This is a genomic window from Schinkia azotoformans, assembly GCF_035811335.1.
Classification (GTDB): domain Bacteria; phylum Bacillota; class Bacilli; order Bacillales; family Bacillaceae_J; genus Schinkia; species Schinkia azotoformans.
In genome coordinates this window covers 139,610-162,353 of the sequence record NZ_JARSMD010000016.1, presented here as the reverse complement: position 1 = coordinate 162,353, position 22,744 = coordinate 139,610, and the positions used below count along the sequence as shown (strand labels likewise).

The window sequence follows — 22,744 nt, the reverse complement described above, 5'->3', positions numbered from 1 at the left end:
ATCAATAAAAATAGCGTCGCTATTTCCTGTTCAATTAGCAACGCTATTTTGTGTGAATTTGCCGTTTTCTCTTCCAAAATCAAAAGGGTTCAAGTGACCCAGCTTCATTTTTAATTCGCTTTTTTTCTAGAACTTCTAATATGCTGCAGAGCCTTTTCCATCGTTTGCATGTTCTTTTCAGTGATCTCTTGTTTCCTTGGGATTGGCGGATATAGATTGCTTGGATCCTCCCAAGTAGGAATCAATTTCACCGGCGATTTTGGTTGCCATTTCTCAATCCATTCTGTCGGCAATGCACCCCGCGCAATTTCATCTTGTTTTTCTAACATTTCCAACCAGATTAATGACCACGCTCTCGGAACAACGCGCCAATGGTCATAACCACCCCCGCCAACTGCAATCCAGCGGCCATCGCAATGCTCATGTGCTAATTGGTGGGCCAGTTTTGGTATTTCCCTATATACCTTCATCGTAGTAGATAAATGAGTTAAAGGATCCAAAACATGTGAATCAACACCATTTTGTGATATGATTACATCCGGTTTGAAAAATTCAGCCACTTCACGGATAGCGGTTACAAAACATTCGAGAAAGGATTCATCCTCTGTAAATGCATCGACCGGAATATTAAAAGACGTTCCATAGCCTTGTCCTTGTCCTTTTTCAGATACATTTCCAGTGCCCGGGAAAAGATATCGTCCGGTCTCGTGAATAGAAAAGGTACAAACATTTGGGTCATCATAAAATGACCATTGAACTCCGTCGCCATGATGAGCATCCGTATCAATATATAAAACTTTGACTCCATATTTTTGTTGCATATATTTGATGGCAATCGCACTATCGTTATAGATGCAGAAGCCTGAAGCCTTACCACGAAATCCATGATGTAATCCGCCGCCTAAACTTAAGGCATGGTCAGCTTCTCCTTCCATTACTAAGTCTACAGCTGTAAGCGTTCCACCAACTAATAAAGCGCTTGCTTCATGCATATTTGGGAATATCGGAACGTCTTCTGTGCCGAGACCGTAATTATTTGCAACATCTTCAGACAATTCACCGTAACCGGCTTTTCTTACTGCTTCAATATAATTCGGGTCATGAATAAGACCGATTTCTTCATCAGTTGCAATTCTTGGTGGAATGATATGTGATTCATTTAGTGCACCAGACATTTTTAATAAATCTGTTGTCAGCTCTACTCTTCTTTGGTTGAAGGGATGGCTTTCATTGAATTTATAGCTTTGGAAATCATTGGAGTATACATAGTAAATGCTTTTGCTCATGATGTAACACCTGGTAGATTTGGCCATAATACTGTATAACCACGTTTATTTAATTCAGCTATAGCTTTCATTGGGTTCATAGTCTGGACTCTAAACAATAATATTTTACTACCGTTATCTTTTTTATCAGGGTATACTAATACGCTAATGATATTAACGTTATTTTCACTAAATACTTGGGCTGCTTCAGAAAGTTGTCCAAGTTTGTTTTTTACTTTTATTTCTATTAATGAACTTGGTTGATCGGCGCCCATTAGTTTAACAAGTGTATGTAACATATCAGTTTCAGTGATAATACCGACTAATTTCCCTTCTGTTACAATCGGCAAGCAACCAATCTTATGCTCATAAAACATAGCTGATACTTCCTCAACGAAGTCTAGTGGATGACCTGTAATAACATTTTCAGTCATAATCGAAGCGACTGGCCTCTTAAGATCTTCCAAATGTTCTTCAGCATGAAAAATCGATGGGCTTACATCTCTTATGTCACGGTCTGTCACAATTCCAACAACAAATTCATTTTCATCAATGATTGGAATGTGGCGGATCCGATTGGAATGCATAAGTTCAATTGCTCTTCCGATTGTTTCATGGGGTTTCAACGAAATAACAAGTGGGTTCATAATTTCTTCAATAATCACGAAAATTGCCTCCCTCAATTAGATTAATAAATTAATAGAAATATCGGTTCATGAATCTAAGATGATCAAACTCTTGAATGGACTCTTGTGAAACTCTTGAACCTATTCGTGCCATTAAACAGTTGGCAGGATGGGAGCTTATCTCAGGGTCGTCTGTAGCATACCAAATAAGTCCACCGGCATTCATCATTTTTTCCATTGCTTTTCGATAGTCCCAGACGTTTAGACCGGTGCCTTTAAGATCCCAGTGCCAGTAATATTCGGTAGTAATGATAATATAATCTTCCATTGCATCATCCATCATGGAAACTTTTAATAAGTTTTTTCCGACACCTTTCTCCCGGAATTGTGGAATTATTTCAATCGCCCCTAATTCTATTAGGTTATCCATTTTCCCTTCAGCCCATCTTTCCAATGGGTCAGGGTACACGAAAGTAACATAGCCTACTATCATATTATTCCATCTTGCAATTAATATTCTACCTTCTCGTAAACTAGCAATTTCAACGATTGCTTTATGCTGCTCCTCTGGTTGTCTAAAGGCCACTAAATCTTTGTGGAATTCGTAATTTTCCAAAATTTGAGGTTCCACTGGTCCTTCTATAATAAGAGGACCGTGTTCTGTCATCATCTGTTTTGAATAATACGTTTTGTTGTGCTCCAATCGAGCCACCACCTTATTTTATTTATTCTACTTAAAAATGATAAAACCTTTTAGATAAAACCTTTTAATAGAAAAAAAGTAATATTTTGTTCTTCCTCTATTATACATGAAAGTAGGGGGTGTTGATAAAAAACTGGTGTATTTTGTCGGATTTTGTTCATGATATTATAAGTTTTTTTAAAAAAATTTAACTTAACGATTGAAAGTTCTGAAAATTGGTATTATAATGGAATCATTCCACAGAAAAATAAAGGGGGAGATTTAATGAAAGTGGAAACGCTTTCTGCGGTTCAAGGGGACTATAATTTAAAAGATTACAACGAGGTGTACGCTAACTTTGATTGGAAAGAAGTAGAAAAGAATTTTTCCTGGTATGAAACTGGACGGGTTAATATCGCTTATGAAGCAATTGACCGTCATGCTCTTGGTGAAAAAGGGGACAAGATAGCACTTCATTACCGTGATGCAGACAGAAATGAACAATATACGTTCAAAGAATTGATGGAGCGCACAAATCAAGCTGGTAATGTTCTAAAAAATGCAGCTAATGTTGTAAAAGGTGATCGTGTATTCGTATTTATGCCACGTTCTCCAGAGCTATATTTTGTTGTATTGGGAGCATTGAAACTAGGTGCTATTGTTGGACCATTATTTGAAGCGTTCATGGAGGGAGCGGTACGTGATCGCCTTGAAGATAGCGGCGCTAAAGTGATTGTAACTACACCACAATTACTAAACCGCATACCGGTAGGTGAATTACCACTTCTTGAAAAGGTCGTTGTTGTGGGGGACAACGTTACTGAAGATGGTAAATTCGTAGATTTCAAGACTCGTTTAGCTGAAGCTAGTAATGAGTTGGAAATAGAGTGGGTAGATCGTGAGGATGGCAGTTTATTACACTATACATCTGGTTCTACTGGAAAGCCTAAAGGTGTACTACATGTACACAATGCTATGATCCAACAATACCAAACTGCTAAATGGGTACTAGATTTAAAAGAAGATGATGTTTATTGGTGCACAGCAGATCCAGGTTGGGTAACAGGAACATCTTATGGAATATTTGGCCCATGGTTAAACGGTGTCACAAACGTTATCGTAGGTGGACGTTTTAAACCGGAAACTTGGTATCAAACATTAGAAGACTTAAAGGTTACTGTCTGGTATAGCGCACCAACTGCATTCCGTATGTTGATGGGCGCTGGTGACGAAATAATTAAACAATATGACTTATCTGCACTTCGTCATGTTCTAAGTGTTGGTGAACCACTAAATCCGGAAGTTGTTCGTTGGGGACATAAGGTATTTGGATTACGGATTCACGATAACTGGTGGATGACTGAAACAGGCGCACAATTAATCTCAAATTACCCATCTATGGAAATTAGACCAGGTTCAATGGGTAAGCCAATTCCAGGTGTGGTAGCAGCTATTGTAGACGATCAAGGTAATGAATTGCCACCACTTCGCATGGGTAACTTAGCGATCAAAAAAGGTTGGCCTTCAATGATGAGACAAATCTGGAATAATCCAGAAAAGTATGAGTCTTACTTCGTACCAAATGATTGGTATGTATCTGGTGACTCTGCTTATATGGATGAAGATGGATACTTCTGGTTCCAAGGACGTGTTGATGATGTTATTATGACAGCTGGCGAGCGCGTTGGTCCATTTGAAGTAGAAAGTAAACTAGTAGAACATCCTGCTATTGCTGAAGCTGGTGTTATAGGGAAGCCAGACCCAGTTCGTGGGGAAATTATTAAAGCATTTATTGCTTTACGTGATGGCTATGAGCAGAGTGATGAATTAAAAGAAGAAATTCGTGCATTTGTTAAGACTGGTTTAGCGGCACACGCAGCTCCACGTGAAATCGAGTTCCGTGATAAGCTTCCAAAGACACGAAGCGGTAAAATTATGAGACGTGTACTAAAAGCGTGGGAATTAGATTTGCCAACAGGCGATTTATCAACTATGGAAGATTAATAAAGAAACCCTCCGGGCTCGGAGGGTTTTTTGTGTGCTTTTTTTGCTGTAATTTAAAAATAAATAACTTTGTTCACCAAAAAGTAAAAAAGCTACTTAAAAAGCGTTAAAAAATCATTGTATTATGCTAGTATAGCCGTGAAAATAAATGATAAAGTGCACAAAGGGACTATAAAAAAACATCCTATATATACCACGCAGAAAATTAAAGAGTAAAAATGATTTTGAAAGGAAGGCAGATATGATTTCAGGTAATCGTAGTAAATTTACTTCGTTTGCATTATTTCATTTGAAAAACGGTATGTTCAGTATCGTAGTCTCTCTGGTCATTATTCAATCTTTAATTTATATGCTTGAGATAGAAGTTGATTATGCAGCAAAATTGCCTTTATTTTTATTCGTCCTGATTATTATCACAGTCTTTTTTGCCATTATTTTCTTACAAGAGAGAAATAGTCGCTCCCAACAAGAGCAGCTGCTGGCAGTTATAAAGAATAGTGCACAAGGACTTTTTGTTCTTGATAAAGATAGAAGGATTATCAGCCTAAATGATGCGGGTAAGAATCTTTTAGGTTTACGAAATAATGAAATCGAAAATTTTTGCGAAGTTTGCTCAAATTATCCTGGAGCAGATAAGATATGTGATGTTTCAAAGTGCTTTTTAACTAGTGATGAGGAAAATCCAGTTGAACTTTATATAAAAAATACAAATAATGTATTGATTCCAGTACAAGCAACGACCTCCTATTATACAACTCCAGAAAAGGAAAAAGGGATTGTTGTTGGTTTGCAGCCTATTAGTGAAAAGCGAAAAGAGGAACATAAACAGATTCAAAAGTTAATTACACATTCCATTTTACAAGCTCAGGAAAAGGAAAGGAAACTTATTTCTAGAGAACTGCATGATGGGGTGGGTCAATCTTTGTTTGGGATGCTTTTACAAGTTGATGTCATCAAATCTATTCCTAAAAATAAAAAGGAGCTAGAGATCTATCTAGATAAACTGCAGCTGATGATTAAACAAACGATTGAAGATGTAAGGAATTTATCGGCAGAATTACGTCCATCCACACTAGATGATCATGGGTTGATCTCAACATTAAAAATATTTATTCGAGAATTAGGCACCCGATTTGGTATGCAAATTAATCTTACATCTAAAAGAGGGAATGAACGGTTGCCCTCAGCTATTGAAACGGCATTGTATCGAATTGCGCAAGAGGCATTGATTAATGCTGCCAAGTATTCTAGTGCTGAGCGTATTGATATTGTTATTGATATTAATATAAAAGCAGAAATTGTTTCCTTATCTATTACGGACTTTGGAAAAGGATTTGAAATGAATCCGATGAATCGAAAAGGAGTTGGAATTTATAGCATGGAAGAGAGGGCCTCCATGCTGGGCGGTGTGTTCTCAATTGTGTCTGAGGTAGGTAAAGGAACAAAAGTTCAAGTGCAAATTCCAATAACATAAGGTGATGAGGATGAATAAAATTAGGATTTTTTTAGTTGATGATCATGCAGTAGTTCGAGAAGGGCTGCATTTATTATTAAATGCTCAAACCGACATGTTTGTCATTGGCGAAGCCGCAGAGGGAAATGAGGCTTTATTAAAAATTCCCCAAACGAAGCCGGATATCATCATTATGGATTTAAGTATGCCGAATGGTAGAGATGGGCTACCAACGACAAGTGAGATTACACAGAGTTATCCAGATATTAAGGTTATTATTCTTTCAATGCATGATGATCAAGATTCGTTATTTAGAGCATTAAAAGCCGGGGCATCTGGCTTTTTGTTAAAATCTTCGTTGGGTCAGGAACTTGTAACGGCTATTCGCCAAGTGTATTCCGGTCAAGCTTATCTTTATCCAAGTGCGCAGAAAAAAATAATTGAACATGTCCTTCATGATAGGGGAGAAGATTATGAGGATTCCTTTGATCTTCTCTCTGAGCGAGAAAAAGAAATCTTTAGTCTGGTGGCAAAAGGTTATACAAATAAAGAAATTGCCGAACTTTTAAAGATTAGTCCAAGAACAGTTGAAACACATAAATCAAAAATGATGGAAAAACTTCAAATTACAACAAGACGAGACCTTGTACAGTTTGCATTAAAACGAGGTTTATTAGAAAATTAGGTGAAAACATGAAAAATGAAAAACTGGGATTAAAAGGAATACTAAATAAAAAACTTCAGTCCACTGTAACGGAACTGAATGCGGACTTTTCTGCTATCGCCTTCTATGATCCTATTAATCTTGAATTCCGATGGCGGCTTGCTGTAGGTTCTTTGAACCAGCGTTATACAAGTATTGTAGTAAGAAGTGGTAAAGGAATAGCGGGCCGGACGTTAAAAACAAAACGGGAATTTATCATTACAAGATTTCCTGAAGAGCTTCAAGATGAAGCAATTGAATTCCCAATTTTAATTATTGAAGAACTAAAATCCGCTGTAGCTGTACCTTTACTATTACAGAATCAAATGATTGGCGTTCTTCTGATTGGACAAAGGTCCTATCGAGAGTTTGGTCCGAACGAGGTTAGTCGCATAAAAGAAGTCGCTGAAGAAATGTTGGCTTCCTATATTCAAGAACGTGAAGTGGCACGGCCGGCTTTAGAAGATAAAAAGGAAAATCAAAAGTCAGCGTTATCTCGCTATTTTATAGAGGAGAAAACAAAAAGAGGAGATAAAATTAAATTTATATTATTAGATCAGCGAATCACATTGCTGCCGGGAGAAATTCAGCAAAGTTTTATTTCCATCTTTCAATACCTTTTTGATTTTGCATCTTGGGCAGTAGCTGATTCAAAGGTTAAAGTAGTGATCGAAAGAAAATCTGATCAACAGTTTTCGATAGAAATTGACACACAGACGAATATAGAGATACCACCAGATACCTTCTCCTGTCTGGCTGATAGAGTAAGGTGGCTAAAAGGAAGCATCGAAGTCGCTTGTGACAACGAAAAAACAGTGCTAACTATGAATTTTTTTCTAAACTTGTTATTAAGCAGCAATCCTTGGGATAGATCCCATCATTAATTAGAACGTATGGTAAAGGCATAACTAGTAGATAACTCTAGTTGTGCCTTTATTTTTGTTATTTATTAGTAGGTTGAAATATTAGTTTCAATGAACGAGTTGTGAACAACTTGTTACAATCTTTGAAAAAATACGTGTTTTCCCCATAGTGTTCTACGGTATTCCCCTGATAGGAACTACTTTTTAAAGCGAATACAATTATGTTGTTGATAAGAAAGGATGGGTGAGAATGGAAGGGGCAAAAAATTTAAATCCAATAAAAAGTGATCGCTATGAATCTAAAAGAAAGGGTCGCATTCCCCGTTGGAATCCAGAGGATGAGAAGTTCTGGAATTCAGAAGGGAAACGGCATGCAAATCGAAATTTGTGGATATCGGTAGCGGCCCTATTTTTAGCGTTTGTAGTTTGGCAAATTTGGTCAGTCGTGGCTGTTAATTTGAATGATGTAGGCTTTAGCTTCACTTCGAGTCAATTATTTACCCTTGCAGCATTGCCGGGTTTGGTGGGAGCAACGCTTAGAATATTCTTTACATTTATGCCAGGAATCGTTGGGGGTAAAAACTGGACAGTTATTAGTACTGCTTTACTACTCTTGCCTGCTGTCGGTATTGGAATAGCCGTTCAAAATCCTGAGACATCATTTACAACAATGGCTATCCTAGCGGCCCTTTGCGGTATTGGTGGAGGTAACTTTTCATCCTCGATGGCTAACATCGCTTACTTTTTCCCTAAAAAATTAAAGGGGTCAGCGAATGGTATCAATGCTGGACTTGGAAATCTAGGTGTAAGTGCTGTTCAATTTGTAACACCACTTGTGATTGCAACGGGAACTTTTGCTGGACTTTTCGGATCTTCTCAAGTATCAGGGTCCGGTTCTGAGGTTTGGATTCAGAATGCTGCTTATATTTGGGTGATACCAATCGCTCTTGTAACGATTATAGCTCTTTGGGGTATGGATAATTTACCGAATACAAAACAATCAGTTAAGGAACAAGCTATTATTTTTAAAAATAAGCATACATGGATTATGTCATGGCTTTACACGATGTGCTTTGGTTCGTTTATCGGCTATGCCGCAGCGTTTCCGCTATTAATTAAATCTGAGTTTCCTGAGGTAAATGCACTTCAACTAGCCTTTCTTGGTCCACTTGTAGGTGCATCTGTAAGACCGATTGGTGGCTGGATTTCCGATAAGTTAGGAGGAGCGATTGTAACGTTCTGGGATATTATCATTATGATTGCAGCCACAACTGGTGTTATTTACTTTTTAAATCAGCATCATTTTACCGGCTTTCTTGTTATGTTTATTATTCTTTTCTTCACAACAGGTATCGCCAATGGTTCAACGTTTCGGATGATTCCAATTATTTTTGAACCAAAGCAAGCATCTCCTGTTCTAGGATTTACAGGCGCAATTGCTGCCTATGGTGCCTTTATCATTCCAAAGATTTTTAGTTGGTCCATTTCAACTACCGGCACGGCCAACTTAGCACTATATCTATTTATTGCCTATTACGGAATCAGTCTAGTAGTTTGCTGGTATTACTATACTCGCAAAAATGCCGAAGTAAAATGCTAATGTCGGTCTTTCTTTGGAAATATAAGTTAGAAAACGGATTGGGGAGAAGAGAAAAATGAGTAATTTAAAAGATTTTTTTAAAAGCGGACATTTGCCTACCTTGATCTCGTCATTTCTCTATTTTGATATTAGCTTCATGATCTGGGTAATCGTCGGGGCCACTTCAACATTTATTGTCCAGGATTTTGGACTGTCTCCTGTTGAAAAAGGTTTGATGGTTGGTATTCCTGTTTTGGGTGGTTCGTTGCTACGGATTCCGATGGGATTACTTGCAGACCGCTTTGGGGGAAAACGAATGGGAATTATCGGAATGCTGCTGACGATGATTCCACTTTTCTGGGGCTGGCTCTATGGAAATTCGTTGACAGAAGTTCAAGCGTTCGGTTTTTTACTAGGTATAGCCGGGGCTAGTTTTGCTGTAGCCCTTCCCCTTGCAAGTCGCTGGTATCCTCCTAAGCATCAGGGATTGGCAATGGGGATTACAGGAGCTGGGAACAGTGGAACCGTTTTAGCAACTTTGTTTGCACCGCGAATTGCTGAGGCCTTTGGTTGGCATGCTGTATTCGGCTTTGCGCTTATTCCCTTAGCAGTGGCCTTTATCTTTTTCATTGTTTTTGCTAAAGAAAGTCCAACATCTCCGAAGCCGCAAAAGCTTTCTGAGTACTTAGCAATTGTAAAAGTAAAAGAAACATGGATTTTTAGCTTCTTCTATAGCTTATCATTTGGTGGATTTGTGGGACTAACAAGCTATCTAGGCATCTTCTTTGTGGATCAATATGGGGTAAATAAAGTAACGGCGGGAGACTTTGTTACCTTAACGGTATTTGCAGGAAGCTTTGTTCGTCCAATCGGAGGTTATATCGCAGACCGTTTAGGTGGTATGAGCCTACTCATAAAATTATTTTTACTAGCTGCCGTTGTGCTCGATTTAATCGGTATCCTGCCATCTGTTTATATAGCTCTTGCATTGTTTATTATTGCGATGATGATTTTTGGAATTGCCAACGGAGCGCTGTTCCAAGTCATTCCAACAAGATTTCCAAAGGAAGTTGGAATTGTCACGGGCTTTGTTGGTGCTGCTGGGGGTCTTGGTGGGTTCTTTTTGCCGAATATTCTAGGCACATTTAAAGAGATTACAGGAACCTATGCGTTTGGATTTTGGTGGATCGGCACGACCTACCTAGTAGCCCTTGCTATGCTTGTGTGGTTAAAAAACTCATGGAAGAGAAATAAAAATCGAGTGGAAGAGTCTGTTCTTGATGAAAATGCTATTTAATGATAAAACACCATCTAAATAAATCAACAATACTCTTTAATACAGCCGCTGAAGAACATGAAGAAAAGGAGAATTTTATGAAAACAAAGTCTGGAAAGCTCTTTAATAAGCTTCGTTATTTTAAACCGATAGAGTCCTTGTCCGATGGATGGAGCCAGCTTTCTGAAGGAAATCGTGATTGGGAAAAAGTTTATCGCCAGCGTTGGCAGCACGATAAGGTAGTGCGGACCACACATGGAGTAAATTGTACGGGCTCCTGTAGCTGGAAGGTTTTCGTGAAGGACGGAATTATTACGTGGGAAAATCAACAAACAGATTATCCGAGCTGCGGGCCGGACATGCCGGAGTTTGAACCAAGGGGTTGCCCACGTGGTGCTAGTTTTTCTTGGTATGTCTACAGCCCGCTTCGTGTTAAATTTCCTTATGTCCGCGGTGCACTCCTTAAATTATATCGTCAGGCACTAAAACAGGAAAATGATCCTGTCAAGGCATGGATAAGTATTGTTGAGGATCCTGAAAAAGCGAAAGTTTACAAATCTGCTCGTGGTAAGGGTGGCTTCGTTCGTGCCACTAGGGAGGAAGTGAACGAGATGATCTCCGCTTCCCTCATTTATACAATCAAGAAATACGGTCCAGACCGTGTAGCCGGTTTTACACCAATTCCGGCAATGTCCATGGTTAGCTATGCAGCAGGGGCACGATTCTTATCGATGCTAGGTGCACCAATGTTAAGCTTCTATGATTGGTATGCGGACCTGCCCCCAGCATCCCCGCAAATTTGGGGTGAACAAACGGATGTACCGGAAAGCAGTGATTGGTACAATTCAACTTACATTATGATGTGGGGCTCCAACGTTCCTATGACAAGAACACCTGACGCCCATTTTATGACAGAGGTTCGTTATAAAGGTACAAAGGTTGTGTCAGTCAGCCCTGATTACGCAGAAAATGTGAAATTTGCGGATGATTGGCTGAATGTTAAACCTGGTGAGGATGCTGCCCTTGCGCAGGCGATGACTCATGTTATTTTGAAAGAATTTTATGTAGATCAACAAACAGAATACTTCTATGACTATTCCAAGAAATATACGGACCTTCCGTACTTGATTACCTTAAAACAAGCTGGGGATGTTTATGTGTCTGATCGTTTCTTAAATGCCAGTGATTTAGGAATGCCGCTTGCGAATGCGGAGTGGAAGCCAGCTGTTATCGATAAAGAAACAAAGAAGATTGTTATTCCTAATGGCAGTATTGGACACCGTTGGGGAAATAAAGGCCAGTGGAACCTTCTCCAAAAGGATGAACAAGGCCAATCCTATGATCCGGAATTAACCGTTCTTGGACATGAGGATGACATCGTTGATATTGAACTGCCGTATTTTGACTGCGATGGCACGAATACCATTTCTCGTTCTGTACCGGTTAAAAAGGTTACGAAGCCATCGGGAGAACAAATCGTTGTGACGACTGTGTTTGATTTAATGCTCGCCCATTATGGGGTTACTCGGGATGTGCTTGGCAGAAGAACTTCTTCTTATGAAGAGGAACAACCATATACACCAGCTTGGCAGGAAAAGTATACAGGAATAGATAGAAACCTAGTAATTAAGATTGCTAGGGAGTTTGCTGAGAATGCTGTCGATAGTAAGGGACGCTCGATGATTATTATGGGTGCAGGTATCAACCACTGGTTCAATGGCGATGTCATTTACCGCAGCATTTTAAATCTAGTGCTTTTAACAGGTTCACAAGGTGTAAATGGTGGGGGCTGGGCTCATTATGTTGGCCAAGAAAAATGCCGCGTTCCGGAAGGCTGGGGAACAATTGCCTTTGGACGCGACTGGTCAATGCCGCCACGCCTGCAAAATGCAACCTCCTACTATTATTTTGCTACTGACCAATGGCGCTATGAAGAAACAAAGCTGAATGAACTGGCATCACCGCTTGTAAAAAAACCAAGATATCAGCATTCGGCCGATTATAATGTTCTCGCAGCGCGGTTAGGATGGCTTCCTTCTTATCCGCAATTTAATCGAAATTCAATAGAGTTGTTTAATGACGCGAAAAAGGCAGGAGCAGAAACGCCAGAGGATGCTGTTAAGTATGTAGTTGATGAATTAAAGACGGGAAAAATGGAGTTTGCGATTGAAGATCCGGATAATCCAGTAAACTTCCCAAGAAATTTGTTTGTATGGCGTTCTAATTTAATCTCAAGCTCTGGTAAAGGTCACGAATATTTCTTAAAGCATTTGCTAGGTACATCGAACGGCCTGCTTGGTCAGGAAAATACAGTGACGAAGCCGGAGGAAGTTAAATGGAGAGAAGAAGGAGCCGAAGGGAAACTGGATCTTCTTGTTACAGTTGATTTCCGTATGGCGGGTAATGCGCTGTATTCAGATATTGTCCTACCAGCGGCAACCTGGTATGAAAAGCATGATATCAGCAGCACTGATATGCATCCATTTGTCCACCCGTTTAATCCGGCGATTAATCCACCTTGGGAGGCCCAATCGGATTGGGATACATTCAAAGGGATTGCCAAGGCCTTTTCCACGCTGGCGGAAAAGCATTTACCACAAGTTGTCAAGGACCTCGTCATGATGCCGCTTCAGCATGATTCACAGGATGAAATCGCGCAGCCGTTTGGTAAAGTTGTGGATTGGAAAAGGGGAGAAACAGATCCGGTACCAGGACGGACAATGCCGCGGTTGACCTTTGTTGAGCGGGACTATACAAAGCTATATGAAAAATTTATAGGGCTAGGACCATTAGCAGAGAAGAATCCGGTCGGTGCTCATGGCATTTCCTTTTCCGTAGCCGAACAGTATGAGCAATTAAAGGGTATGAATGGAACAATTCAACAAGAAGGCATTTCAAAAGGGATGCCGAGTATTGAAAATACGCGCCAAGCAGCAGAAGCGATGATGACTTTATCAAGCGCTACAAATGGTAAGGTTGCGATGAAGGCATGGGAAGCAGAAGAAGCGAAAACGGGTCTTTCCCTCAAGGATATTGCTGAAGATAAAGCCGGTGTTCATCAGACATTCCATGATATTACCGTACAGCCACGTGAAGTCATCCCAACCCCTATTTTTACGGGCTCGAATAAAGGGAATCGACGCTACTCGCCATTTACAACCAATATTGAAAGATATGTACCATTTAGAACGTTGACTGGACGTCAGCATTTCTATCTGGATCATGAAATTATCACGGAGTACGGTGAAAATTTACCGATTTACAAGCCGACATTGCCAGAGATGGTGTTTGCGGACCGAGACCTAGCGCCAAGTAAAGAGGAAAAGGAAATCACCCTTCGTTACTTAACACCGCATGGAAAGTGGAACATTCATAGCACATATCAAGATAATTTAATGATGCTTACCCTTTTCCGCGGTGGTCCACATGTATGGATGAGTGAAAAGGATGCGGAAAAAGCGGGAATTGGGGATAATGACTGGGTTGAAGTATATAACAGAAACGGTGTTGTGGCTGCAAGAGCGGTTACGAGCCATAAAATGCCGGAGGGCACACTATATATGTATCATGCACAGGACAAGCATATCAATACGCCTGGTACCAATATTACGGGTGACCGAGGTGGCACACATAATAGTCCGACTAAAATTCATGTGAAACCAACGCAAATTATCGGCGGCTATGCCCAGCTTAGCTATGGATTTAACTACTATGGTCCAATCGGCAATCAACGTGATATTTATGTATCTGTACGGAAGATGAAGGAGGTGCCTTGGCTTGAAGATTAAAGCACAAGTAGCGATGGTAATGAATTTAGATAAATGCATTGGCTGTCATACATGCAGCGTTACCTGTAAAAATACATGGACGAACCGTCCAGGAGCAGAATATATGTGGTTTAACAACGTTGAAACAAAGCCAGGGATAGGTTATCCGATTGAATGGGAGAACCAAGAAAAGCATAAGGGTGGCTGGACTTTAAAAAACGGCCAGCTTGAATTAAAGTCCGGCAGTAAACTGAATAAATTAGCATTGGGTAAAATATTCCATAATCCTGACCTTCCAACGATTGATGAATATTATGAGCCATGGACGTATGACTATGAAAAACTGACAAACAGTCCACAGGGAAAGCATCAGCCTGTTGCTCGTCCTAAGTCGGTGTTAACTGGGCAAACGATGGATCTGAAGTGGGGACCAAACTGGGAGGATGATTTAGCTGGTTCCCATATGACAGGGTTGAACGATCCAAACATGAGGCAGCTACAAGAATCAGTGAAGCTTGAATATGAACAGGCCTTTATGATGTATTTGCCGCGTATTTGTGAGCATTGTTTAAATCCGGGCTGTGTGGCCTCCTGTCCATCAGGCGCCATCTACAAGCGCGATGAGGATGGAATCGTTCTTGTAGACCAGGAGCAGTGCCGTGGTTGGAGACATTGTATGACTAGCTGTCCGTATAAAAAGGTCTATTTTAACTGGGAAACACAAAAAGCGGAGAAATGTACGTTCTGTTTCCCACGAATTGAAGCAGGGATGCCAACCGTTTGTTCAGAAACCTGTACAGGTCGCCTGCGCTATATCGGGATTCTTTTATATGATGCCGACAAAGTGAAGGAAGTGGCTTCAACGCCGAATGAAAGAGATCTTTACGAAGCGCAATTAGGTATATTTCTCGATCCGAATGATCTAGAAGTGATTGAACAAGCAAAAAGGGATGGGATTACAGAGGATTGGTTGGAGGCTGCGCGAAAATCGCCAATTTACAAAATGGCTGTAAAATATAAAATCGCTTTGCCGCTACATCCGGAATATCGTACATTGCCAATGGTCTGGTATGTGTCGCCACTTAGCCCATTTACGGCAATTTTTGAAGGAAAAGATACGAATGGAACACTTGAAGAGATGTTCCCTATAGTGAGCAAAATGAGAATTCCATTGGAATACTTGGCCAATCTGCTTAGCGCAGGAGATGTAGATGTGATTAAAAATGTATTGCAGAAAATGGTTGTTATGCGTAAACATATGAGAGAAAAGACATTGGGTAAAGAGGTAAACCTAGATCTTCTAAAAAAAATCGGCATGACACCAGAAGTGGTCGAGGAAATGTATCGCTTGTTATCAATTGCCAAGTATGAAGACCGCTTTGTGATTCCTACTGCCCATAAGGAGCAATTTTCAGACCTTTACGAGCATCAGGGTACAACGGGCTATAGCTATGATTGCAGCACATGCAAAGTAAATGGAGGTGGATATGATGGAACAAACGATTCATTCCACATCCTTAAATATTAATATGGAAGAAGAGGTCAGGAAATCATTTCGAATGATTTCCTATCTTCTCCAATATCCAGATAAAAGATGGTTGCAATGGGGAGAGTTGGTTGAGGAATTAGTAGAATTTTTAAATAAAGATTTACAAGCTTTTCTAGAGAATTTTCTTGAAAGAATCGGGGATTATTCTTTAGATGATTTAGAACAACATTATGTCAATCTATTTGATTTTAATCCCGAATGCTCCCTTTCATTGAGCTACTTAAAGGCCGGAGAACAGCGTGAGAGAGGACAAATATTAGTTGAATTAAAAGCGTTGTACAAACAATATGGGTATGAAATGACAGATGCAGAGCTTTCCGACTATTTGCCGGTTGTCCTGGAGTTTGCATCAGTCGCACCCTTGCAAATCGCAGTTAATTTATTAAAAAGCTTGGAGGAACCAATCGAAAAGTTAAGCAATGAATTAAAACAACAAAATAGTCCATATGAGTATTTAATACTTGCTGCTCTATGTGGAAAAGAGGCAATGGAAGATATTAATTTGAAGGGGGGAAGGGAATAGAAATGCAACAATTTCTATGGGTGATATTCCCTTATTTAATGATTACTATTTTTGTCGTGGGACACTTCTATAGATACAATACCGGACAACTAGCATGGACGGCAAAATCGAGTGAATTTCTAGAGAAAAGGCTATTAAGATGGGGCAGCATGATGTTTCATATTGGCATCCTCATGGTTTTTGCAGGACATCTCGTCGGTCTTTTAATTCCGAAGGATGTGATGGCGCATTTCGGAGTAAGTGAAACACTCTATCATGCTGGTGCTGTCTACGGTGGAGGGATGGTTGGTATTTTAACCTTTGTGGGCATCTTGCTCCTGCTTAATCGTCGCTTTACGAACGAGAGAGTCAGAAATACAAGTGATTTTGGCGATTTTTTAACTGTCGTTTTGATTCTACTGATTGTCGGAGTTGGAGTTTATAACACAATCATTGGAAATCAGCTCAATCACGCGTTTGATTATCGAGAAACGATTAGTCCGTGGTTCCGTGGATTAATTAGCTTCAATCCTGATTCGGCCTTAATGGCTGGTGTACCGCTTGGATTTCAACTTCATGTGTTACTTTCTTTTGCCTTATTAGGAATTTGGCCATTCACTCGCCTTGTCCATGTCTGGAGTGTGCCATTAACTTATTTTAACAGAAGCTATATTCTTTACAGAAAAAGAGAACATATAAAGTGAATGAGGCTGGATTGACCAATATATAAAGGAGATCAAATGGTGAATAGTCATTATATAGTGGTGCATAAGGATAATCCAATATACCAATTTTAAATAAAGCATTTTAGATTATTACAAACAAGATCAGCTTGAATATATGAAAGCCAGCGCCTTGAGACGCTGGCTATGTTTTTATTAACTAATTAATATGATCCATTGGGTCAGGAATTTTACCATCACTAGGATTTTCATTATCACTTGAATCACTATCATTTTGATTACCTGAAGATACTTCCTTTGATGGAGTTGATTCATTTCCAGCTACATCAATTGCTGTTACATAAAAAATTGCATTTGCGTTTGATACTTGGAAAGATAGTTCGGATGTTTTTGGAATACTTGCAATCTTACTAAATGGATCTGTTGGGCTATTTGCTTTATATATACGGTAGCCGACTATATCAGAATCCTGAACATTTTCCCAAGTTAGTACCTTTCCATTTAGATGGATATTTTTAACCGAACTAGGGACCTTTCCATCATCAGTAACTGCCTCTTTTTCAGGAACAATAATATTTTTCCATATTGAACTATTAGATATAAGATAACTGATATCTTGTACCTCAGCTAAGTCCTTACTTTTTAAGAATTCCGGATTTAACATAACGCCTTTTGTCGAAAACTCCTCTGGAAAGCCTTCCGGTGCCTTATAATACTTGTCGCCTATGACCATATAAGAGCCTTCGATTAAACTATTGTCTACTTCAGTCGGTGCATATTTGGAAATAAATAGGTCGCTGGCAACTAGACCCGCTTTCTCACATAGATTTGATGGTAGTTTTCCACTGACCGTACAATAAGATTTTCGAACAATCCCACTAGGCATATTGAATTTCTCGGAAGTTGCTACAATTTCAGGTTTCACATCATAGACACCATTCATTAATTCAGCCCACAACTTTTGATTGCGTTGAGAATAGGAATATCCTTTATAGCTTTTTTCGAGAGATTTTGGTGTATCATAGCCCATCCATAAGCCGAATGTTACTTTTGGATTTGTGGCTACAAACCATGAATCCTTATAGTCCTGAGAAGTGCCTGTTTTTCCGGCCCAGTCTGCCTTAAACTTTAACTTACTAGGCACACCGGCAGCTGTACCTTTTGTTAATACATCTCTCATCATATCAATTGTTAAATAAGCCGCTTGTGGTGAAAAAACATCCACGGGATTAGGCGTGTGCTGATAAATGACCTCGCCATCTTTTGTTTCAATTTTTTCAATCATATAAGCATCAACAAATTTTCCGCCATTTGCAAAGGTTGAATAAGCATTTACGTTTTCTTCGATCGTTACTCCCTTATCCATCGCGCCAAGAGCCATGGACAGGTGGGATCTGTCTCCATTCGTTAATGTGCTAAACCCCATTTTCTCTAAATAGCTGGTAGGGTCTTTGTTAATAATGGATGCATATATTTTAGCAGTAGGGATATTATAAGATTTGGCTAGTGCAACTCTCGCAGTTGTCAATCCATGATATCCTTCTCCATAGTTTTTTGGTTCCCACGGTCCCTGTACGGTTTGAATCTTTAACGGGACATCAGGTATAACTGAACCCGGATGAAAAAGCCCCATATCAATGGCTGGGCCATAGACTAATATTGGTTTCATTGTTGACCCGTTTGAACGTATTCCTTTAGTTGCGTGGTTTAATTGTTTGCGATTATGGTCACGTCCTCCGACAAAGCTGATAATGGCACCAGTATCATTGTCGATCAAGATTGCTCCAACCTCGACCGGCTCCATTACTTTAATGATTTCACCGGTATCCGGGTCCTTCACCTTTTCCTGTTTATCATTTCCATAATATTGATAACTGTCTTTTATTACCTGCATTTTATCGTAAATTTCTTTATCAATGGTTGAATAGATTCGATATCCATTTTGACGTAGATTTTTGTCTGCTTTACTATAATATTCGTTATATAAATTATTATCTTTTTTAAGATCTTCTGATGAATAACCATCTTTCTCGGCTAATATTTCTAACAAAATTTTCTTTGCACGGTCTTCAATTTCAAACGTGAGATATGGATACTTTTCTACGATATTTTGTTTTGGTGGTATGAAGTTGCTTTTTATATCATAGGTTAATGCTTCTTTATATTCTTTCTCGGTAATATAGCCTTCTGTTAGCATCCGGCTCAACACGGTTTTCATCCTATTTAAGCTTGGTGTGATGTCTTCTTTAATCTCTCCAGTTCTTGTAAAAGGCGTATAGCCAAAAGGGCTTTGTGGCAATCCTGCTATGTATGCTGCTTGAGGTAAATTTAAGTCTTTTGCATCTACACCAAAAATGCCCTGTGCCGCTGTCTGGATACCAGCGATATTTCGACCTGAAGAATTTCTGCCAAATGGTACTACATTTAAATAGGCTTCCAGTATTTCTTCTTTTTCAAAAAATTGCTCCAGTCTTAGGGCTATCATAATCTCCTTCGCTTTACGTTCGAAAGATACTTCGTTTGTCAAAATTTGGTTTTTGATTAACTGCTGGGTAAGTGTACTACCACCGGTTTTAACAGAAGAGTTAGTGAATTCTTGGAAGATGGCCCGTAAAATTGATTTTGGAACAATACCGGGATGCTCAAAAAAATTCTCATCCTCAGTGGCAATAACCGCATCAATAACATGTTGAGAAACATTGGATATTTTTGTTTCTTCGCGATCAAGGTCAGAACGCAATTTGCCAAGATACTGATTATCGCTAAAATAAAGCTCAGAGGTTTCCTCGTAATTATAGATATCTTTTTTCATACTATCATAGCTTCTGATTGGTTCATCTTTAACAAGTGAGGCAAAATAGCCGGCCCCGACGCCCCCGGCAAAGGAGAGTCCAATTAAACAGGAAGCTATGAATATAATCGCTAAATTCCACGAGACTTTTGTGAAAATCCTAGTAAATTTAAAAAGCTTGTCTTTATTTAAATTCATCCTAATATCTCCCCCTAAATCAGCAATATTATAGCATAAAGCGACATTCATTGATATAATAGTTCGATAATGGCAAATTTTATTTGACTTATTAGCTTTAAATATGTTAGCTTTTATTGTATTACATTTAATTAATTTTGCATTGATAGGAATAAGTAGTGAATATCTCCCTGTTTTTAGAGAACTGACGGCTGGTGCAAGTCAGTACAAAGATATCATGAATTACATCCTTGAGCATTTGCTTGGAAACGAAAAGCATCTAGCCTATTTTGGATAGGTTTTCGCTTGTTCTTAGTATAAGCAAACGGTATGGGCCGTTATCCAATGAAGTGGAAGAGACATGTAACGTTCTTCAAATAGGGTGGTACCGCGAAGCAATTCGTCCCTATTTGAGGGGCGTTTTTTATTTTTTTATTTTAAGGAGGAAGAATTGTGGATTTATTAAAGGATTTAGAGTTTCGTGGTTTAATCAACCAAGTAACAGATTTAGAAGGATTGCAAAAAGAACTTGAAAAAGGGCCCATTACATTATATTGTGGCTTCGACCCAACAGCAGACAGCCTGCATATTGGCCATCTATTAACAGTATTAACATTACGCCGTTTTCAATTAGCAGGAAATAACCCAATTGCACTTGTTGGGGGAGCTACCGGCTTAATCGGTGACCCAAGTGGAAAAAAAGCAGAAAGAACATTAAATGAAACAGAAATAGTGGTGGAATGGAGCAACAGCATCAAACGACAGCTTTCACAATTCCTTGACTTTGAAGGTGAAAATAAAGCAAAAGTTGTAAACAATTATGATTGGACAGGAAATTTAGATGTCATTACGTTCCTGAGAGATGTAGGCAAAAACTTTGGCGTCAACTACATGCTTGCTAAGGATTCCGTTGAATCCCGCATCCAATCAGGTATTTCATTCACAGAATTCAGTTATATGATTTTACAATCCAATGACTTCTTAAATCTTTATAAAAACGAAAATTGCCGTTTGCAGATCGGCGGTAGTGACCAATGGGGCAATATTACGGCAGGTCTTGAATTAATTAGAAAATCTACAGATGAAGAAGCTAAAGCTTACGGATTCACAATTCCACTTGTAACAAAAGCTGATGGCACAAAGTTTGGCAAGAGCGAAGGCGGTGCAATTTGGCTTGATGCTGAAAAAACATCACCATATGAATTCTACCAATTCTTAATTAATACAGATGATAAAGACGTTGTGAAATTCCTGAAATATTTTACATTCTTATCGCCGGAAGAAATCGAAGCATTAGCAGCTGAAGTTGAAGAAGCACCGGAAAAACGGACAGCACAAAAGAGATTGGCAGAAGAAGTTACAAAGCTTGTTCATGGTGAAGAAGCTTTACAGCAAGCGATTCGCATTTCTGAAGCATTATTTAGCGGGGACATTCAAAACCTATCAGCAGCAGAAATAAAGCAAGGATTCAAGGATGTACCATCCCACGAATGCAAGCAGGATGAAATCAGCCTATTAGATTTATTAGTTGAAAGCAAAATTTGCCCATCAAAACGCCAAGCTAGAGAAGATATTAGCAATGGGGCAATCTATATTAATGGAGAAAGAACAACTGAGGTTGACCGGGTTGTTGCTGCCGAGGATCGTATTGAAGGGCAATTTACGATTATTCGTAGGGGGAAGAAGAAGTATTATTTAATTAAGTATTAAGAATAGGCTCTGTTAAAATTAAGTTGTTTTTTCTTTACGAGTTTGAGCGGACATCTATTCCGTTATTTTGGCTAATGAAGCCTATTTTTCAATCATTTATGCAAATTAACGGATTATATGTCCGGAACCACGATAAAAACGAAGAATTTATTGAAAATAACGGAACTAATGTCCGGCAAAATGAATACAACATTGCTGTTTAACAAAGCCAATAAATAAATAAATAAATAAATAAACCATCCTGACTTGATTAGTTAGGATGGTTTTATTATGGACTGTAGTCTGTTGAGCCTGAATAAGGCGAAACATAAAACCACCCGCTATGCGGGTGGGCAACAAATTGTTATACAAAAATACTCACTTTCAGTTCTATAATAGAGATTGTTCAAGCCTCTATAATAAAGAAAGGAAAGTGAGCATCATTGGCAAATAAAGAATATAGTTTAGCACATACCAAATGGATGTGTAAATACCATATCGTCTTTACTCCAAAGTATAGACGAAAAATAATCTACAATCAATATAGGAAGAGCGTAGGGGAGATATTAAGAACACTATGTAAATACAAAGGAGTTGAAATAATAGAAGGCCATCTTATGCCAGATCATGTGCATATGTTAGTGAGTATTCCACCCAAATTATCAGTTTCAAGTTTTATGGGATATTTAAAAGGGAAGAGTGCGCTCATGATGTTTGATAAACATGCAAATTTAAAATATAAATTTGGAAACAGGCATTTTTGGGCTGAAGGATACTATGTAAGTACAGTGGGTCTTAACGAAGCTACGATTAAAAAATACATTCAAGATCAAGAAAAACATGATATTGCATTAGATAAATTGAGTGTAAAAGAGTATACAAACCCTTTCAAAGGGTAGCCAAGTAATAAAAACAGCCCTTTAGGGATGGCAAAAGTGGCAAAGGCAATAGAGGCTTGAATATATATGAAAGCCAGCGCCTTTAGACGCTGGCCGGTAATTAAGGCTTATAGCCTTAGTGCAAATGATTAAGTTATCCTTCTAGGATGATAAAATAATAAAAATGCTCAAATTCCCCCTTGTTGGTCATAATTCTTCTAGAATATATCATCTATTTTGTTAAAACTGTGTATGTA

At 39.0% G+C, this 22,744-nt stretch carries 16 protein-coding genes and 1 other annotated feature; of the genes, 12 read left to right on the top strand and 4 right to left on the bottom strand.

Annotated features, from left to right (window positions below; all coding sequences use genetic code 11):
- Window positions 1–110: 110 nt before the first annotated feature.
- From P9E47_RS09330 to P9E47_RS09320, 3 genes are read right to left on the bottom strand one after another with little or no spacing between them, the layout of a single operon-like run.
- Window positions 111–1,286 (bottom strand): acetoin utilization protein AcuC, encoded by a 1,176-nt coding sequence (locus tag P9E47_RS09330; RefSeq protein WP_326153775.1) that lies wholly within the window; start codon window positions 1,284–1,286, stop codon window positions 111–113.
- Window positions 1,283–1,930, bottom strand: a complete 648-nt coding sequence (locus P9E47_RS09325) for an acetoin utilization AcuB family protein (protein ID WP_035196687.1) — start codon at window positions 1,928–1,930, stop codon at window positions 1,283–1,285. The genes P9E47_RS09330 and P9E47_RS09325 overlap by 4 nt, the downstream gene beginning before the upstream one ends.
- A 31-nt stretch (window positions 1,931–1,961) precedes the next feature.
- Window positions 1,962–2,594, bottom strand: a complete 633-nt coding sequence (locus P9E47_RS09320) for a GNAT family N-acetyltransferase (protein WP_326153776.1) — start codon at window positions 2,592–2,594, stop codon at window positions 1,962–1,964.
- A gap of 264 nt (window positions 2,595–2,858) precedes the next feature.
- Here P9E47_RS09320 and acsA point away from each other — a divergent pair, with 264 nt between their 5' ends.
- From acsA to narI, 10 genes are all read left to right on the top strand, one after another.
- Window positions 2,859–4,577 carry an acetate--CoA ligase gene (acsA, locus tag P9E47_RS09315; RefSeq protein WP_326153777.1) on the top strand — a complete coding sequence of 573 codons (1,719 nt, stop codon included), beginning with the start codon at window positions 2,859–2,861 and terminating at the stop codon, window positions 4,575–4,577.
- Between the two features lie 241 nt (window positions 4,578–4,818).
- Window positions 4,819–6,051: a sensor histidine kinase gene (locus P9E47_RS09310; protein WP_326163232.1), complete on the top strand. Its 1,233-nt coding sequence runs from the start codon at window positions 4,819–4,821 to the stop codon at window positions 6,049–6,051.
- A gap of 10 nt (window positions 6,052–6,061) precedes the next feature.
- Entirely contained in the window at window positions 6,062–6,715 is a 654-nt protein-coding gene (locus P9E47_RS09305) for a response regulator transcription factor (RefSeq protein ID WP_035196695.1), read from the top strand.
- 8 nt (window positions 6,716–6,723) lie between these two features.
- Complete coding sequence (locus P9E47_RS09300) at window positions 6,724–7,617, top strand: GAF domain-containing protein (RefSeq protein WP_326163230.1); 894 nt, start codon at window positions 6,724–6,726, stop codon at window positions 7,615–7,617.
- Between the two features lie 229 nt (window positions 7,618–7,846).
- The gene (locus P9E47_RS09295; protein WP_326163228.1) at window positions 7,847–9,196 is read left to right on the top strand and encodes a NarK family nitrate/nitrite MFS transporter; all 1,350 of its coding nucleotides are present in this window, start codon (window positions 7,847–7,849) and stop codon (window positions 9,194–9,196) included.
- A gap of 55 nt (window positions 9,197–9,251) precedes the next feature.
- Window positions 9,252–10,472, top strand: coding sequence for a nitrate/nitrite transporter (locus P9E47_RS09290; RefSeq protein WP_035196697.1), 1,221 nt, complete (start codon window positions 9,252–9,254; stop codon window positions 10,470–10,472).
- A gap of 77 nt (window positions 10,473–10,549) precedes the next feature.
- Complete coding sequence (locus tag P9E47_RS09285) at window positions 10,550–14,239, top strand: nitrate reductase subunit alpha (RefSeq protein WP_326163226.1); 3,690 nt, start codon at window positions 10,550–10,552, stop codon at window positions 14,237–14,239.
- Window positions 14,229–15,746 (top strand): nitrate reductase subunit beta, encoded by a 1,518-nt coding sequence (gene narH / locus P9E47_RS09280; RefSeq protein ID WP_326163224.1) that lies wholly within the window; start codon window positions 14,229–14,231, stop codon window positions 15,744–15,746. The genes P9E47_RS09285 and narH overlap by 11 nt, the downstream gene beginning before the upstream one ends.
- The gene (narJ, locus tag P9E47_RS09275) at window positions 15,709–16,290 is read left to right on the top strand and encodes a nitrate reductase molybdenum cofactor assembly chaperone (protein WP_326163222.1); all 582 of its coding nucleotides are present in this window, start codon (window positions 15,709–15,711) and stop codon (window positions 16,288–16,290) included. The genes narH and narJ overlap by 38 nt, the downstream gene beginning before the upstream one ends.
- Before the next feature lie 2 nt (window positions 16,291–16,292).
- Window positions 16,293–16,973 (top strand): respiratory nitrate reductase subunit gamma, encoded by a 681-nt coding sequence (gene narI / locus P9E47_RS09270; RefSeq protein WP_035196711.1) that lies wholly within the window; start codon window positions 16,293–16,295, stop codon window positions 16,971–16,973.
- A gap of 178 nt (window positions 16,974–17,151) precedes the next feature.
- On the opposite strand, the gene P9E47_RS09265 is transcribed toward narI, so the two are convergent.
- Window positions 17,152–19,941, bottom strand: a complete 2,790-nt coding sequence (locus P9E47_RS09265) for a transglycosylase domain-containing protein (protein ID WP_326153784.1) — start codon at window positions 19,939–19,941, stop codon at window positions 17,152–17,154.
- Between the two features lie 133 nt (window positions 19,942–20,074).
- Window positions 20,075–20,331: a binding site (T-box leader), on the top strand.
- Window positions 20,332–20,370: 39 nt separating this feature from the next.
- Here P9E47_RS09265 and tyrS point away from each other — a divergent pair.
- Both tyrS and tnpA read left to right on the top strand, forming a co-directional pair.
- Complete coding sequence (gene tyrS, locus P9E47_RS09260; protein ID WP_326153832.1) at window positions 20,371–21,630, top strand: tyrosine--tRNA ligase; 1,260 nt, start codon at window positions 20,371–20,373, stop codon at window positions 21,628–21,630.
- A gap of 422 nt (window positions 21,631–22,052) precedes the next feature.
- Window positions 22,053–22,508, top strand: a complete 456-nt coding sequence (tnpA, locus tag P9E47_RS09255) for an IS200/IS605 family transposase (RefSeq protein WP_326153786.1) — start codon at window positions 22,053–22,055, stop codon at window positions 22,506–22,508.
- Window positions 22,509–22,744: the final 236 nt, after the last annotated feature.